9 protein-coding genes are annotated in these 15,798 nt (G+C 72.7%); 6 read left to right on the forward strand and 3 right to left on the reverse strand.

Features of this window, described 5'->3' with window-relative positions; genetic code table 11:
- Nucleotides 1-25: 25 nt before the first annotated feature.
- The 4 genes from MXD61_RS26395 to MXD61_RS26410 all read left to right on the forward strand — a co-directional run bounded on the left by MXD61_RS26395 (nucleotide 26) and on the right by MXD61_RS26410 (nucleotide 11,863).
- The gene (locus MXD61_RS26395; RefSeq protein ID WP_248816120.1) at nucleotides 26-4,078 is read left to right on the forward strand and encodes a DUF6603 domain-containing protein; all 4,053 of its coding nucleotides are present in this window, start codon (nucleotides 26-28) and stop codon (nucleotides 4,076-4,078) included.
- Entirely contained in the window at nucleotides 4,075-6,456 is a 2,382-nt protein-coding gene (locus tag MXD61_RS26400) for a hypothetical protein (RefSeq protein WP_248816121.1), read from the forward strand. The genes MXD61_RS26395 and MXD61_RS26400 overlap by 4 nt, the downstream gene beginning before the upstream one ends.
- Nucleotides 6,457-6,458: 2 nt before the next feature.
- Nucleotides 6,459-10,328: a hypothetical protein gene (locus tag MXD61_RS26405; protein WP_248816122.1), complete on the forward strand. Its 3,870-nt coding sequence runs from the start codon at nucleotides 6,459-6,461 to the stop codon at nucleotides 10,326-10,328.
- Between the two features lie 65 nt (nucleotides 10,329-10,393).
- On the forward strand, nucleotides 10,394-11,863 hold the full coding sequence (locus MXD61_RS26410) for a hypothetical protein (protein ID WP_248816123.1): 1,470 nt from the start codon (nucleotides 10,394-10,396) through the stop codon (nucleotides 11,861-11,863).
- 159 nt (nucleotides 11,864-12,022) lie between these two features.
- Here the strand turns inward: MXD61_RS26410 and MXD61_RS26415 are convergent, their stop codons facing one another.
- From MXD61_RS26415 to MXD61_RS26425, 3 genes are all read right to left on the reverse strand, one after another.
- Nucleotides 12,023-13,057 carry a MerR family transcriptional regulator gene (locus tag MXD61_RS26415; RefSeq protein WP_285223389.1) on the reverse strand — a complete coding sequence of 345 codons (1,035 nt, stop codon included), beginning with the start codon at nucleotides 13,055-13,057 and terminating at the stop codon, nucleotides 12,023-12,025.
- The gene (locus tag MXD61_RS26420) at nucleotides 13,051-13,755 is read right to left on the reverse strand and encodes a HEAT repeat domain-containing protein (protein ID WP_248816125.1); all 705 of its coding nucleotides are present in this window, start codon (nucleotides 13,753-13,755) and stop codon (nucleotides 13,051-13,053) included. The genes MXD61_RS26415 and MXD61_RS26420 overlap by 7 nt, the downstream gene beginning before the upstream one ends.
- A gap of 74 nt (nucleotides 13,756-13,829) precedes the next feature.
- The gene (locus MXD61_RS26425; protein WP_248816126.1) at nucleotides 13,830-14,747 is read right to left on the reverse strand and encodes an NADP-dependent oxidoreductase; all 918 of its coding nucleotides are present in this window, start codon (nucleotides 14,745-14,747) and stop codon (nucleotides 13,830-13,832) included.
- 114 nt (nucleotides 14,748-14,861) lie between these two features.
- Here MXD61_RS26425 and MXD61_RS26430 point away from each other — a divergent pair, with 114 nt between their 5' ends.
- Complete coding sequence (locus MXD61_RS26430) at nucleotides 14,862-15,314, forward strand: helix-turn-helix domain-containing protein (RefSeq protein ID WP_248816127.1); 453 nt, start codon at nucleotides 14,862-14,864, stop codon at nucleotides 15,312-15,314.
- Nucleotides 15,315-15,350: 36 nt separating this feature from the next.
- On the forward strand, nucleotides 15,351-15,692 hold the full coding sequence (locus MXD61_RS26435; RefSeq protein ID WP_248816128.1) for a hypothetical protein: 342 nt from the start codon (nucleotides 15,351-15,353) through the stop codon (nucleotides 15,690-15,692).
- Nucleotides 15,693-15,798: the final 106 nt, after the last annotated feature.

Below are 15,798 nucleotides of genomic sequence, written 5' to 3' on the forward strand. Positions count from 1 at the left end.
GCCACGCGTCTCCGGGAGGAACTCGGTGGATCTTGATGCGCTGAAGGCGCATGTTCTGGACCTGGGCGATCCACCGACGCTGTCCGCGTCGGACAGTGCGCTGCCCGAGCGACTACGCGACCTGCTGGGCACGTTTCCGGACGGGCTCTGCCGCGGCGGTCCGGGCAGCGGACCACCGGTGATCGACCTCGCGCGCACGACGCTGACACTGCCCCTGACCTGGGAGTCCACCGCCTGGCCGGCCGGTACGCCGGTGGCCATGGCGGTGCGGCTGGTGACGGTGAGCGTCACCAGCGCGGGTCTGGCCACGATCACCCTCGGCGGCACCGTCGGCGCGGTGGAGGTCGAGGCGACGCTGGCCGTGGATGACCTCGGGCGTCCGGTCGCCGCGGTGCGGCCGACCCGTGACGGTGCCTTCGCCGATGCGCTGGAGGACCTCGGCGGGCGTATCGGCGGTGCGCAGGTGTGGGAGCAGGCGCGCGGCGGGCTGCAGGCCTTCGGATTCGACGCCCGGGACCTCGCCGGTTTCGACTACGGCTTCGCCGCGGAGACGGCGGCGGAACCGGTGGTCTACACGGTGGGCGCCGTGGCACTGGTGACCGACCTTGATCTCAAGGCGCTTCCGCTCGAGATCGAACTGTGGCTTCCCGAGCTGACCGTCCTCGGCTCGCTGCGGGGCGAAAAGCCGATCATGGCCCGGTCGCTGCTGGAATCCTTCGGTATTCCCACCGACGGGATTCCCGATCTCGGTGCGGTCAGTGGGCTGTCGTTCATCGCCGTCCTCGGCGACATCTATGTGGTCCAGATGGAGGTCGCGGGTGACTGGTCGATCGGCCCCGACCTCGCGATCGGATCCCTGTCCCTGTACCTGGCCTACAACGGCGTCGAGGGATTCACCGCCCGGGTCGGCGGTACGGTGTCGATCGGCTCCGCGTTCAGTATCGTCCTGTCGGCCGGGAAGGCCGGCGGCGCGCAGGGTGGCTGGGCCTTCAGCGGTGCTCTCGCGGCGGGCGACACCCTGAGCATGGCGCAGGTGATCGACGCCCTGGGGCTGACCGATGTGCCCGCTCCAGTCAGATCGCTCGAACTCACCGCCCTGACGCTTTCGTACACCACCGGTTCGACCGCCCTCGAGTTCCTCTGCGAGGGTGACATGACCATCGCGGACGGAATCAAGGCCACGCTCCGGGTGACGGTGACCCGCGACGAGTCGGGCACCCGGTACGGCGGAACACTCGACGTGGACGGTTTCACCTTCGAGGTCGACTTCGACGCGCGGAAATCCGGTGCCGACATCCTCGTCGCCACCTGTCACGGCGCCGCCGAGGGCACCGAGATCGTGCTGCGGGACTGGGTCGCGCATTTCTCCGCCGAGCTCGCCGCCGATGTTCCCGACAGTCTGCGGATCGGGCTGACCGACGCGAAGTTCGTGCGGGTGAAACCCGCGGGCGGCCCGGCCCGGTTCTGCCTCGGGGTGGACCTCTCCGCGGGTTTCGACCTCTCCCAGCTTCCGCTCGTCGGCGGGTTCCTCTCGACGTTCGGAACGGTGGGCGTGGAGAACCTTCAGGTCCTCTACAGCTCCGGGGCCTTCGACGCCCAGACGGTCACCGCGGTCAACGGGCTGCTCGGGCCGGCCAAGGTGGTGGCGCTCCCGCCGGCGGGGCTCGGAGCGGGCGTCAGCGCGCTGGCCGACCTGCGGATCGGAACGGAGACCACCTCGGTCGCGCTCGGCGTGCCCCCCACGAACCCCACCACCCCGAACACCCCCAGCCCGAACACCCCCAGCACATCCGGCACGTCCAGCCCGTCGGGCACGTCCGGTTCGTCGACGGACAGCACCGGGACGGGCGGCTCAGGCATCCACTGGGTGTCGGTGCAGAAGCAGATCGGCATCGTCCACCTCGACCGGGTGGGGGTGCTCTACCAGCACAACGTGCTGCTGTTCGCGCTGGACGCCTCGGTCGCCCTCGGCCCGCTGGCCCTCTCCCTCGACGGGCTGGCGGTCGGCTCCCGCCTCGACAGGTTCGCCCCGACGTTCCACCTCGACGGCCTCGGGATCGGCTACAGCGCCGCCCCGGTGGAGATCTCCGGCGCGCTGCTGCGCCTGCCCGACGACCAGCTTCCCGCCACGGTGGCGTTCCAGTACGACGGGACGGCCACGGTCGGCCTGCAGAGCTTCTCGCTGGCGGGACTCGGTTCGTACGCGCAGCTGACCGACGGCGTGCCCTCGCTGTTCGTCTTCGCCCAGCTGGAGGCGCCGCTGGGCGGGCCGCCACCGGTCATCGTCACCGGGCTGATGGCCGGGTTCGGCGTCAACCGTGAGCTGACACTGCCGACCCCGCGGGAGGTGTCCGGCTTCCCGCTGCTGAGTCTGCACAAGCAGGGCCCGGACGGCGGGCACAAGCCGTCCCATGTGCTGGAGGTGCTGGAAGGGCGGGAGCCGGCCGTGGTCGGCGCTCAGCCGCGACGGTGGATCGCCCCCCACGAGGGGTCGTACTGGCTGGCCCTCGGGGTGGAGTTCACCGTCGCCGAGGTGGTCAACGCCAAGGTGCTGCTGGCCGCGGAGATCGGCGCGGAGCTGGCGCTGGCCGTGCTGGGCCTGGCGACGATCCAGCTGCCGCTGCCCACCGAGTCCGCCACCACCACCTACGTCTACGCGGAGCTGGGTGTGGAGGCCGTCATCCGGCCGCTGCAGGGCAGCGTGGAGATCGCCGCGCAGCTGTCCCCGGCCTCCTACGTGCTCACCCCCGCCTGCCATCTCACCGGTGGATTCGCCGCCGCGACCTGGTTCGGGTCGAACCCGCACGCCGGGCAGTTCGTCGTCACCCTCGGCGGCTACCATCCCGCGTTCACCCGGCCGTCCTACTACCCGGACGCGCCACGGCTCGGGATCGACTGGGCGGTCAGCGCCCACGTGTCGATCAAAGCCCAGGCGTATCTGGCGGTCACACCGTCGTGCGCGATGGCGGGGGCGCGCCTGGAGGTCCTCTTCCACGAGGGTCCGATCCGGGCCTGGTTCACCGCGCAGGCCGATGTGCTGCTGTCCTGGCGGCCGTTCTCCTTCGCCGCGCGGATCGCGGTGAGCGTCGGCGCCTCCGGCAGCGTCAACCTGGGGTTCATGCACGCCACGATCAGCGGTTCGGTCAGCGCCATCCTGGACCTGTGGGGGCCACCGACGGGCGGTTCGGTCACCGCGCACTTCCCGCTGATCGACGTGACCGTCAGCTTCGGCGGTTCCCGCGGCGGCGCCGAACCCGGGGCGCTGAGCTGGGACGTGTTCGCCAGCATGCTCCCGAAACCGGCGGACGTCGTCACCATCGCGGCGGTCGCCGGTGTCGACGCCGCCGTCGCCGACCCGGGGTCCGGTGGCGGGGCGGGGGCGGGGGGCGGTGCCAAGGTGTGGCAGGCACGGGCCCGCGATCTGCGGCTGTTCACCCAGGCCGCGGTGCCGGCCAGCCATCTGCGCACCGGGGAGGCGTCCCTGGGTGCGGCCGAACCCGGCGACGGCCCGCTGGTCGACGTGCGTCCCATGGACCGTACCGGCCTGGTCGGTGAGCACCGGCTGCGTCTCTTCCGCGCCGACCGGCCCGCCGCGACGGACGGCTGGACGTTCACCGCCCGCACCCGCGGCGTGCCCGCGTCGCTGTGGGGGGCGCCGCCGAGCCCGTTCAGCCACACGCCGTCCACGCCCAGCGCCGAGGTGCTGGCGGACCGGCCGGTCGGCTTCGACGTGCGGGCACCCCGGCCGGAACTCGCCGCCTCACGCGGGGTGTTCCCGCTGAGCGAGTACGACGCGGACGAGCTGACACCCGGCCTGTCGCCGCTGCCCCGGGAGCCGTCCGTCACCGGTGAGGTCGTCGGTGTGCCCGATCCGTCCAGTGTGGATCTGCTCGGTCACCTCGACCGGGGCGACGCGCGCGGCGGCCGTGAACAGATGTACGCCGCGCTGGCCGCCGCGAAGCTGCTCACCGACCTCGACGACAGCGCCCTGACGGGTCTCGCCGCGGGCGCGGCCCACTTCTACCGCCAGGCACCCCTGGTGGTCGGCGGCGACCGAGACGGTGGGAACCAGCGATGAGCCCGAGCCCGCGGCATCCCGCCCGCGACACGATCCCGCTGGGAGACGTGGAGCTGCACGACCACTATCTGCCCGCGCTGCCCGCCGGTGACTACCGGATCGAGGTCACCCACACCCTGCGCGACGGGGCGTCGGTTGTCGGCGGGCCGTTCACGGCCGTCCAGAAGTTCACCGTCCGCGGCCCGCAGGTGCGGATCGACGCCGGTGCGGTGATCGCCCAGCAGCCTCCCGACGGCTCCAGCGGCCGGTTCGCGGAGGTCCTGCCGCATGTGGTGCTCGGTGATCCCATGCTGGCCTGGGAACGTCCCCTGACCGGGGCGTCGCACGACACCCCGTGGCTGGCCCTGCTGGTGCTCACCGACTCCCAGCTCGTCGGGGGCGGCACCGCCCCGACCCGCACCCTGTCCGCCACCGTGGCGGACTTCCTCGCCGACGACCCGGCCGTGCTCAAACCCGCGCTGACCGTGGAGTCCGACGTCGGCCCCGGCGACGGATGCGTGTACATCCAGGTGGCGGCATCCGCGTTCCAGGCCGTGGCACCCCGGCTGGACGAGCTGCGCTTCCTCGCCCACTGCCGCGGCGCCAACACCGCCGACCGGTCCATCCTGGGCCTGGCCGAGGACGGCCTGTTCTCCGTCATCGTCGCCAACCGCTTCCCCAGCACCGCCGCATCCGACGGGCCCGACGCGCCCGGTGCCGATTCCGGGACGGGCACGCGCAACATCGTGCATCTGGTCTCCCTGGAGGGCCACGAGCGGATTCTGGTGGCCGCCCCCGACTTCCAGGGCCGCTCGTCGGTGGCGCTGCTGTCGCTGTGCAGCTGGTCGTTCCAGGCACAACCCGACCGTGCGGCGGACTTCGCCGACCTCGCCGAGGGACTGACCCGCACCCCGTCCGGCGCCCGGGCCGCACGCGAGGACATGTGGCTGCGCCTGCCCGCCGCGGCGCACGACCCCGACCCCGACACCGACGCCGGACGCCACCTGACCCGCCGCCTCGACGACGGCTACCTGCCCCTGCCCTACCTGACCCGGTCGGGTGAGGCGACCTACGGCTGGTACCGCGGGCCGCTCACCCCCGTGCTGCCCGCGGCCACCGATCAGGCGGCGCAGGCCACCACCGCCGACGCGCTCATCGCCTACGACCCGACCTGGGGCAGTTTCGACCTGTCCCTGGCCACCGCCTTCGAGACCGGCCGCGCCCTCGCCCTGGCCGACGCCCCCTACGCCCAGCATCTGCTCGCGTTCAGGCAGGCCACCCGGCAGCTGGTGGACACCCTGCACCACCAGGCGACCAGCACCCACCTCCAACGGGACGGCTCCGGCGGCGAGGGACACACCCGGCCGGTGACGGCACGCGCGGCGTTCGGCGCGCTGCTCGACAGCCACCTGCTCACCGCCCTGGGCACCCCACCGGGCCGGCCCGGCGCCCCCTGGTCCCCGCCGGTCTCGGCTCCCTCCCCCGACCCGGTCGGCACCCTGGCGGCCGTGCTGCGTTCCGAGGCCACCCGGGCCGCACTGACCGCGGCGCCGCACACCGACGACGGCCTCGGGGAACACCTCGACCGGGTCGCGGACTGGCTCGGCCGGCTGCTGCTGCTGTATCCCGTGCCGTTCACCCCGCTGGTACCCGACGAGCGGATGCTGCCCCGGGAGTCGCTGCGTTTCTTCCACCTCGACCCCAGCTGGCTGGACGCCCTGCTCTCCGGTGCGATCGGCATCGGCGCGCAGTCCAGCCGGGACACCGCCCAGGACCGGATCGTCGCCGCCACCATCCGGGCCGCGGCGACGGCGAAGGCCGCCGCCCACCGTGCGACACAACGCGCCACCACCCCGGCGGACCCCACCTCCGACGGCGCCCCGACCGGCGGCGCTACTGGGTTCGGGCCGGTCAGCGGTCTGCTGCTGCGTTCGGCGCTGGTCTCCGGCTGGCCGAACCTGGCCGTGCGCGCCAGCGACCCGGCGGGGGCGCCGGTGCCGATCCTGCGGCTGGACCACCTCTCCCCCAGCGTGCTGCTGTGCCTGTTCGACGGGCTGCCCGCGGTCGTCGAACTCGCCGAGCCGCAGGAGGGCTTCCGGTTCGGCGTGCAGGACCACGGGCTGATCCCGCTGCGTAACCTGCTGGCCCCACCGGGCACACCGGGGGGCCGTCCGCTCGGCGAACAGCTCGGCCCCGACGTCACCTTCGCGGTCCTGGACCATCTGCGGGCCGGCACCGACGGCCGTGTGCTCGACCTCGGTTCGCTCGTCCCCGCGCTGACCGCGGCGCTGGACACCGCGCACGGCGGCGCTGTCGGTCCCCTCGGGCCCGCCGACCTGGCTTTGCAGATGGTCCGGGTGCCCGAGGCCATCCGCTTCACCGGCCCGAACGGAGACTGACCGTGACCCCCCGCCCCGCGCTCGTCGTCCCCGTGGACCTCGACGCCCTCGTGGTCAACCGGGCCCTGCAGGGCCGCGACGCCTTCCGCACCTGGCAGCACTCCTACCTGGCACTGGACGACTATCTGAGCCCGGAACCGGACGGCGCGGACCGGCAGAACAACGATCCGGTGCACAGCCACACCGGCGTCCACCTGCACTGGACGCTGCCCCGGGGGCTACGCCACGGTGTGGCGGACCCGGCGACCGGGCAGCCGCGCTACCCGCTGGTCCCCAACCGCTGGCTGGTGATCCGGGTCAGCGGGACCGGCACCCGCCACGCCCGGGCCTGGGTGATCGAAAGTGACTGCCCGTGCGGCCCGCGGGCCCACGGCGACGGCCACGACCTGGCCCGTTCCAGCCCCTACCTGGTCGACGCCACCACCCTGCGCGCCTGGCAGGCGAGCCCCGACCCGTACCGCAACACCATGCGTCCCGATGTCGGACAGGTCCAGCTCGGACTCGCCTTCGCCCACAGCGACACCCCGTGGACCGAACGCGCCGGCCGGGACCCGCTGTTCGTCACCGCCATGGCCAGCGGGGACCCCTACTTCACCACCTACACCCCGCACAACAGCAACATCTTCTCCTTCCTGGACGACCTCGCCGACCTCGCCACCCCGGCCGCCGCCACCAGCCTCGGCTACCGGGTCATCGGCTGGTACTCCAACCCGGACGCCGACGTGCTCGCCACCCGCCCGTCCACCACCACCTACCCGGATCATCTCGACCGGCTGGGCTGGCAGGATCCCCGGCTGACCGGCGAGGCCGCACACGACGCCACGGTCACCCCGATCGCCCGCAGCCTGTACGCCGGGACGGCCCTGACCGTCAGCTGGGATCCGGGCGCGACCGCGGCACCCGTCCCGGACCCGCTCGACACGATCACGGACAACGGTGCGCTCAGCGTCTCCCTGGGCCCCACCACCGAGGACGCCTTCACCGCCCTCGCCGCCCAGGCCCTGCACGCCACCGGTGCCACACCGTCGGCCGCCGATGTCGCGTTGCTGCGCGCGTTCCTGCACGACCTGCTCGCCGTCGCCGAGGAGAAAGGCGGCGACGAACAGGTCCGCCGCCAGGTCCGCGACGCGGCCTTCGCCTCCTTCGGCGGCGGCCACCGCTGGACGATCACCCCGCCGCCCGCCGACACCGACCCGTCCACCGGCAGCCCGTCCGCCGGCAGCCCGTCCAGCGGGGCCGCGGCGCCGGCCGCCTTCGTCCCACCAGCCTGGCTGGCCACGCTCAACGACGACCAGCGCGCACTCGACGCGCGTCTGGGTGAACTGGCGGACCTGCAGTGGCGGCTCAACGCCCTGTGGTTGAAGAACGGGATCGTGGGGCAGTCGATGTTCCCGCCGGATGACGCCCCCGACCAGGACCAGCTGCTACCCGAACTCGACCCCGACCAGGAGGGGTCACTGGCCCGCACGGTGCGCGAGCACACCGCCCAGGTGCGGGAGCTGGCCGCGAAGGTCCCCCAGCCCGACCACACCGAATCCCACGCCAACGCCCACGACGCGTTCCTCGCCGGTGTCGGCGCCTTCGCCACGGCGAAGGGACTCGGCGGCGGCGCCGAACTGAAGGCCGTCCCCCGCCCTCCGTACGCGCGCAGCAACAACCCGGTGGTGAGCCTGTCGGGCGTGCTACCCCCGGTGGACGCGACCGTTCCCGACCAGCCGCTGCTGCTGCGCCCGCTCACCTCCGACGGCGTCGCGCTGATCAGCGCGGTCACTGTCGGAGGCACCACGATCACCGCGGTGGCCGGCCGCGGCCCGGTGCCCACCCTCGACGGTCTCGATGTCCTCCCCCCGGAGGTCCCGGGGCTGCTCGCGGAGTACTTCCTGCTCGATCCCGGTAACGCCACGGCGCTGGCCGCGGCCAGCGGCCTGCCCGCGGCGGACATCGCCGCGGTCCTGAGCACGCATCCACCCGACGCCTACACCGGCACCCTCCCGCAGCTGGGGCTGCGACCCTGGGCCCAGCCCTGGGAACCGCTGCTCATGGACTGGAAGATCTCCTACCGGCACATCCCGCACACCGTCGGCACGCAACGCTGCTGGACCTTCGACGGCACCGACTACCGTTTCACCCCGGCGGACGCCTCCGTTCCCGTCGACCGGGTCACCGTCACCGGTGCCAGCGCCCTCGGCGCGCATCCCCGCTCCCTGTTCGCCGCCCAGCTGACCCAGTACGTCGACCAGCACGGCAGCGGCGACCAGCGTGACCAGCTCGACGCCTGGCTCACCGCGATCGGCGACTGGGGGCTGCTCGCCCAGGAACTCACCGGTTTCAACGATCGCCTCGCCGCCCGCGACCTGCGGGCCTTCCGCCGCCCCACCACCGACGACCCGGACTTCCCCACCGTCGCCGGCCTCGTCGGCTATCCGGACGCCGCCCCCGACGACGGCCCGCCCGCGCGCTACCGCGGCCGGGTCAGCAGCGTCCCCTACCTGCCCGGCAGCGCCAGCGCCCCCTTCCACGAGACCCGCCAGGGACAGATCCACATCGAGGAGCTCTTCCTCTACGACAAGTTCGGTCGCGTCCTGACCGTCGTCAGCGCCGACACGCGCAGCGGCGGCCTGCACGACTACCGCAACTTCCCGCTCACCGTCGACACCGCGCTGGCCCCCGGCCCCTCGCTGACGCCCACGATCGCCTCCGTCGCCCAGCTCCCCCCACGCCCCCTGCAACCCGCCCGACTCGACTTCGACCTTCTGGACGCCCAGAGCGGCACCCGTCTGGTCACCACCGCGGCCGACCCCAGCCCCATCTGCGGCTGGCTTCTGCCCAACCATCTCGACCGCGGCCTGCTGCTCTACGACCGGGACGGCCTGCTGCTCGGCACCTACCAGCTGCGCACCGGCGCCGACGGCCGGCGCACCGGCCAGTGGGAACCCCCGCCGGGCAGCACCATCACCACCCCCGCGCGGCTGGCCGCCCACGCCCCCGAGATCGCGGCCCTGCTCGGTTCGGCGACACTCGCCACGGAGGCGAACCTCACCGCCTTCCTCGACGTCATCGACTCCACCCTGTGGAGCACCGACCCGCTCGGCCAACGCGCCGACCAGAACCTGTCCCTGCTGCTCGGACGCCCGCTGGCCCTCGTCCCCGCGCAGCTGCGACTGACCCTGGACGCACCCCCCATCCGCGACACCGGATGGGCCGCCACCCTCGACCCGCCACCGCCGGCCTTCACCGGCGACCCGTTCGAGATCCGCCTCGGCGATGTGGCCGCCCGCGACGACGGTCTCATCGGCTACTACGGCACCGCCCCGGACGGCTCCTACGACTACGACCGTTTCCACAGCGTCACCGCCCCCGACGACCAGCAGGACTACACCACCCAGATCGGCCCGCTCGACACCACCGATCCCACCGATCCCGCCGGCTCCGAAGCCGGGCCGGACGGGAACTACATCCCGCTGACGTTCGGCGACGCGGCACCGACCCGGCTGCTGCTGCTGCTCGATCCGCGTGCGCCCGTCCACGCGACCAGTGGCATCACGCCCACCGCCACGGTCACCGTCCCCCCTCGGCACACCGACGACGCGCTGCGCCACCTGCAGGCGCTGTTCCGTTTCGGCCCCGTCCTCACCACCGAACACGCCCCGACCAGCCCACCCGACCCGGACCCCGAGGGCGCGGCCGGGACCCTCGTCTTTCCCCGGCCGGCGGAGAAGAACGGCTCGTGGTCGTGGCTACGCCCCGCCCCCGGGGATGCGCCCTGGACGTCGTACGCGCTGGTCCCCGCGGCGCTGGAGGCGCGGTTCCCGGACAGCCCCGTCCTGCTCGAGGACGGCCTGCTCCACTTCCGCGCCGACCCGCAGCAGTAACCCCCCCGCTCATCCCCGACAGCCGTCCGGACGCGACCCGCCGTCGCAGGTCAGGAGGATTCGCCATGCCCGACAACCCGCTGTTCGACTACCGCCCCGCCACCCAGCCGTCACCGCTCGAGGCGAGCAGTGACCCCGACCAGGGCACCCAGGCCAGCATCAACATCTCCGTCGGCCACCGCGACCAGACCCTCTACGCCGACAAGATCGTGATCTCCGTGCCGGTCTACGCGCAGGACGGCACGGCGTACTTCACCGAAAGCCCGCGCGTCGCGGTGAACAACGGCACCTGGCAGGCGGTGGCGCTGCACGACCAGGACGGGCAGGACGACCAGGGCATCATCCTGGCCGACGCCCAGCACCAGGTGTTCACCTTCCACAACACCGACCGCGACGATCCGGTCGACTACGCGCTGACCTTCAGCGTCAGCGGCCTGATCGCCACCGCCACCGGCGACCCGCTCATCCTGCAGATCGGCGAGTTCTCCGGCACGACGCCCGGGCAGTTCACCCGCAAAAGCCCGCGCACCCTGACCCTGCCCGTCATCCATCCCGTCTTCTACCTGCGCAACTTCCTGTCCCGCAACCCGTACCGGCCGACCGTTCCCCAGACCAGGATCGACGCCGGCGACTCCCTGCAGCTGTCCTGGGAGAGCAACGGCACCTACTTCTGGCTGTACGACGGCAGCGGGAACGACTCCCCCGTGTACGAGGGCACCGACACCTCGTGGTCGATCCCGTCGAGCACGATTTACAACAACACCACGTTCGTCCTGAAGGCGTCGGCGACCTCCGACGGCACGGCGGAAGCCGTCGCGGCGGAAAAGGCCGCGGCGGCGAACGGCTTCGTGTCGGTCGAGCAGTACGCCAGCCTCACCGTCACCGTCAACAACCCCACCCTGACCGGCCTGACCGTCTCCGGCGAGACCACCCTCTGCGGGGAGATCACCGGCGAGTCCTCGCTCGACGTGCACGGGACGCTGTACGCCCAGGACAACATGACGGTCTGGGGGACACTGACCGCCCAGGGCGCCCTGAGCGCCCAGTCCCGGGTCACCGTGGACGGGCTGCTCAACGCCAACGGCGACCTGACGGTCGGATCCAAGCTGACGACGGAGGGCATCAACGGCGCCCGACTGGGCGAGGATTTCGAGGTCGGCGAGAAGATAAGCACCTACGGCCACAACGGCCTGAAGGTACTGCGCGATCTTTCGGTCGACGGCGACATCTCCGGCTCCGGTAATGTCGATTTCGTCGAAAGCGACAAGATCGTGCGTATCCGTGAGCTGCGCGGCCCCTACGGCGGGGAGCTGACCATCAACAGCACCGTCCGTGTGCTGGAACAGTGCTGGTTCACGATCGCCGGCAAGACCGTCCTGCGCGACGGCGACAGCATCGGTCTGCGCAACAACGACGAAGGCGCCTGGCTCTACGCGTCCCAGTACTCCTATGACGGCAACGACCGGCGCCTGGTGTGCTGGTGGTATCCCGGCAACCGGGTGAGCGCCTCCTCCTGGCAGGTCACCCGCGACTGATCGCCGCCTTCGCGGCCGGACCGCGATCGTGGACGTGGACGGCGGCCCTCCCGCCTGGAGGAGAAGGCCGACCGGATTCGCTCCTACGAGCTGCTGGCCGACCCGGTCCCCGCGGTGTCCGAGCCGCGCGACCAGGCCCTGCGTTGACTCGGTGGGCGGTCAGGCACCCGGGGCGTCCTCGCCGGCCGGCCCTTCGTCGAGAACTGCGACGAAGGCGGATGCCACGAGGGCGACGACGGGGTCGTCGTCGTGGGTCAGCTGGCGCAGGACCTCCCGGACCTGGGCGCCTGGCAGCTCGACCAGGGCCTGGACGAGGCGAATCCGGGTCGGGGAGTCCGCGGTGGGAGCGGCGAGTTCGTCGACCAGCGCGGTCATGATCTCCTGTGCGCGTCCCGGGTTCTCGGACAGCGCGCCGAGGGCCTCCGCGGCGTCGACGTCGTGGGTGCCCTCGACCACCAGGGCCACGAGCGTCGGCACGGCCTCGGTCGCCGCCCGCCGGCCCAACGCCAGGGCGGCGTGTCTGCGCACCGTCGCGTCCGCGTCCTCGAGTGCCTCCGCGAGCAGCGCGGTCGCACCCGGGGCATCGGCGAGGCCGACGATCGCCAACGTCGCGCGCCGGCGAACCTCGACATCCGGTGCGTGCAGACCGAGGGCCAGTGTCGCCACGGCGTCACCCGCCGAGCGGGCAAGCGCCCAGCGCAGCGCGCCCGCCACGTTGGGATCGGATTCGGCCAGGAGCGCCTCGGCGAGCAGCTCGGCGGGAACCGACCCGCCGTCCGGCTGGGCCAGGACGGCCTGCTGCCGGCGCGCGGCGTCCGGCGAACCGAGTCCCTGCAGGAGTTCGACGACGCGCAGGACGTCCGGCCAGCCGTCGGGGGCCGCCGCGTCGATCGCGCACAGCCGCTCGAGCAGCTCCTGTTCTCGCACCAGACGGTCCCGCGTCCATCGGATGAGGTCGCTGACCAGGGTGGACGGGGCGAAGGCCGGATCCTCCAAGGCGCGCGCGACCTGTTTGAGCGAGAGCCCGAGGGAACGCAGGCTCTCCACGTGGAAGATCCGGCGGACGTCCTCGGTGGAGTACTCGCGGTAGCCGCCGACGGTGCGACCGGTCGGTCGTACCAGGCCGAGCGTGTCGTAGTGCCGCAGCATCCGGGTGCTCACCCCCGAACGGCGGGCCACCTCCCCGATCAGCAACCCGCGGCCCGCGCGTCCCCGAGTGTGACGATGCGCCTCGCCTCGTCGACGGCCGCGTCGAAGCCCGATTCCGGATCGCGGCGGAGCAGTTCGGTGGCACGGGCATGGGCGGCCACCGCCGGGTCGTGGTTCGCCACGGCCCGCTCCAGCGCGGGTTCGCTCGCGGTGTCGAGGTCGACGAGAGCCCGGCTCAGACTCAACCGCACGGCGCGGTCGCCGCGGCCGAGCTGGCGGACCAGTTCCTCGGCCAGAGCCTCCTTGGCGTCCTCGGGCACGAGGGTGACCGCGACCCGCCACGCTGTGCGCGCGACCTCGTCGTCGGTGTCGCGCAGCAGGGCGTGGGTGATCCAGGGCCACGCCCGCCGGTCGCCGATCTTGGAGAGGGTGTGCAGGGCCTGGCCGCGGGCGCCCGCGTGCTCGGAGTCGAGTTCCCGGCGGATCCTGGGCAGGGTGATCTCCGGTGGGAGCCGGGTCAGCGCCCAGGTCAGCATGTCCCGCACGAACGCGTCCGGCTCGACCCCGCACCGCTGGACGAGGGGTTCCAGGAGGGCGGGCTCGGGATGCGAGCCGGCCGCCAGCGCCGCCCGTAGCCGGACCGACGGGTCCATGGCATCCAGGGCGCTCACCAGGTGGGTGTGCCGCGGGGTCGCTGTCGTCGTGCTGATCGGGCTGTTGATCGGGCTGTTGATCGGGACCACCTCCTGTGCCCAGTGGACACCTTCACATCGTGTCAAGGTCAAGTCCGGACCGGACGGACGGGCGCTCCTGCTGGTCAGGGCACCAGGACGTAGCGGCCACGCAGACCGCCCTTGGCCATCGCCCGGTGCGCCTCGGCGGCCTGCTCGAGCGGGACGACGGCGTGCACCCGGGCGGGCAGTTCGCCGCTGGCGGTGCGGGCGAGCAGGCCGGCCAGGCGAGATCCGTCAGGCCGCACGCTCACCGCGAGCACGGTGACGCCCCGTTCGGCCGCCGGCATGAGCGCGGGCCGCACGCCGACGAACAGTCCGCCGTCGCGGACCAGTGCCACACCCTGCGCCTGGAGGGACGCGGCGTCGGCCACCGCGTCCCAGCCGGACTCGGCCCGCGTGGTGAAGTCGGCGCCGAGGCCGCGGACGAACTCCTCGTCCTGGGCCCGGGCGAGACCCGTCACCCGCCAGCCGCGGTCCGCGATCAGGGAGATGACGTAGGCGCCCACGGCGCCGGCGGCCCCCGTCACCAGCAGACGGTCCCCGCCGGCCGGAGCGTCGCCGAGCAGGTCGACGATGCCGGCGGCGGTGAGCGCGTTGAGCGGCACCGTGGCCGCGGCGACCAGGTCCAGGCCGTCGGGGACGACGGCGACGTCCGCGGCCGCCACGATGACCTGCTCGCCGTACGGTCCGAAGTCGCGGTCCAGGCCGGCGATCAGGCCCGCGACCCGGGTACCGACCGGCAGGTCGACGCCGTCGCCACGCTCGGCCACGGTGCCGGCGAAGTCCCAGCCCAGGCCCGTGTGCTCGGTCTGGTGGATCAGCCCCAGGGAGTGGAAGAAACCGCCCGCGACGTCGAGGTCGACCGGGTTGACCGTGGCGCCCGCGACCCGCACCAGGATCTCGCCGGGCCCGGGGGTGACCGCTGGCACCTGGATGAACTCGAGGGGCTTTGCGCTGCCCGGGTCACGGACGACGACCGTGCGAAACGTGGTGGCGCTCATGGGTTCCTCCTGGCGAGTGCGAAGACAGGGGCTTGCGGGCTCCACCCTGCAACGGTTACTTTCCATTGGGAAGTAGGCACCTGGAAGTGCGTATGACACCTGGAGGAAGCCCCGATGCCGACCGCCACCTCCGTCCAGCGCCGGGAGCAGGCCAAACTGGAGTACAACGCGTTCCTGGCCGCCTGCCCGAGCCGCCAGCTCCTCGACCGGATCTCCGACAAGTGGGTCACCCTGATCCTGGCGGCGCTGGGTGGTGACAGCGTTCCGGCCGGGGAGTGCTCCGCCGAGGCGGCGCCCCTGCGCTACTCCGAGCTGTCCCGCCGGCTGGTCGGTGTCAGCCAGAAGATGCTCACCCAGACCCTGCGCTCCCTCGAACGCGACGGCTTGGTCTCCCGGACGGTCACCCCCACCGTCCCGGTGACCGTCCGTTATGAGCTGACCGAGCTCGGGCTGTCCCTCCACCAGGCGATCCGGGCGATCAAGTCCTGGGCCGAACAGCACATGGACGAGGTCCTGCGCAGCCGGCAGACCTACGACGCCCACGCCGTCCCACCAGCCGACCGCTGACCTCGGCGCGATGGACGCGGCCACAGGCACGGCGGCGTGGCGCCGCGCAGGCGTGCGGGCCCGGCCGGCGCGCCAGGTCGCCTCCAGCGGTGGTCGGTCGGGTGTCGGACAGCGCGGGAACATCTCGGCCTGAACCTGGCCAACGGCGAACGCTGCCGGCTACGCGACGGTGGCGCCTGGGGCGCCCCGCAGAACCATCCGGACTATGTCGGTTATTACTCCTGCGGCCCGCGCGACATCGTCTGGGCGCGGCCGAACTCGTCCACCGGCGGTATCGACCGGACAACCCGGAACTGGACGGTCCTGATCGGCGATGTGACCGGCCCGCTGACCACCATCGGTGTCACCACCGCCGCGTTCGTGACCACCGCCGCCTGAGCGGCCTGCTCTGAGCGGCGCCCCGACGGCGCCGCCGACCGCCGCGGCGAAGGACCGCGGACGGCGATCGGCTATCCGACAGGTCGACAACGAAGGCGCATCGGTG

The sequence above is a fragment of the Frankia sp. AgPm24 genome, from assembly GCF_023243055.1.
Classification (GTDB): domain Bacteria; phylum Actinomycetota; class Actinomycetes; order Frankiales; family Frankiaceae; genus Frankia; species Frankia umida.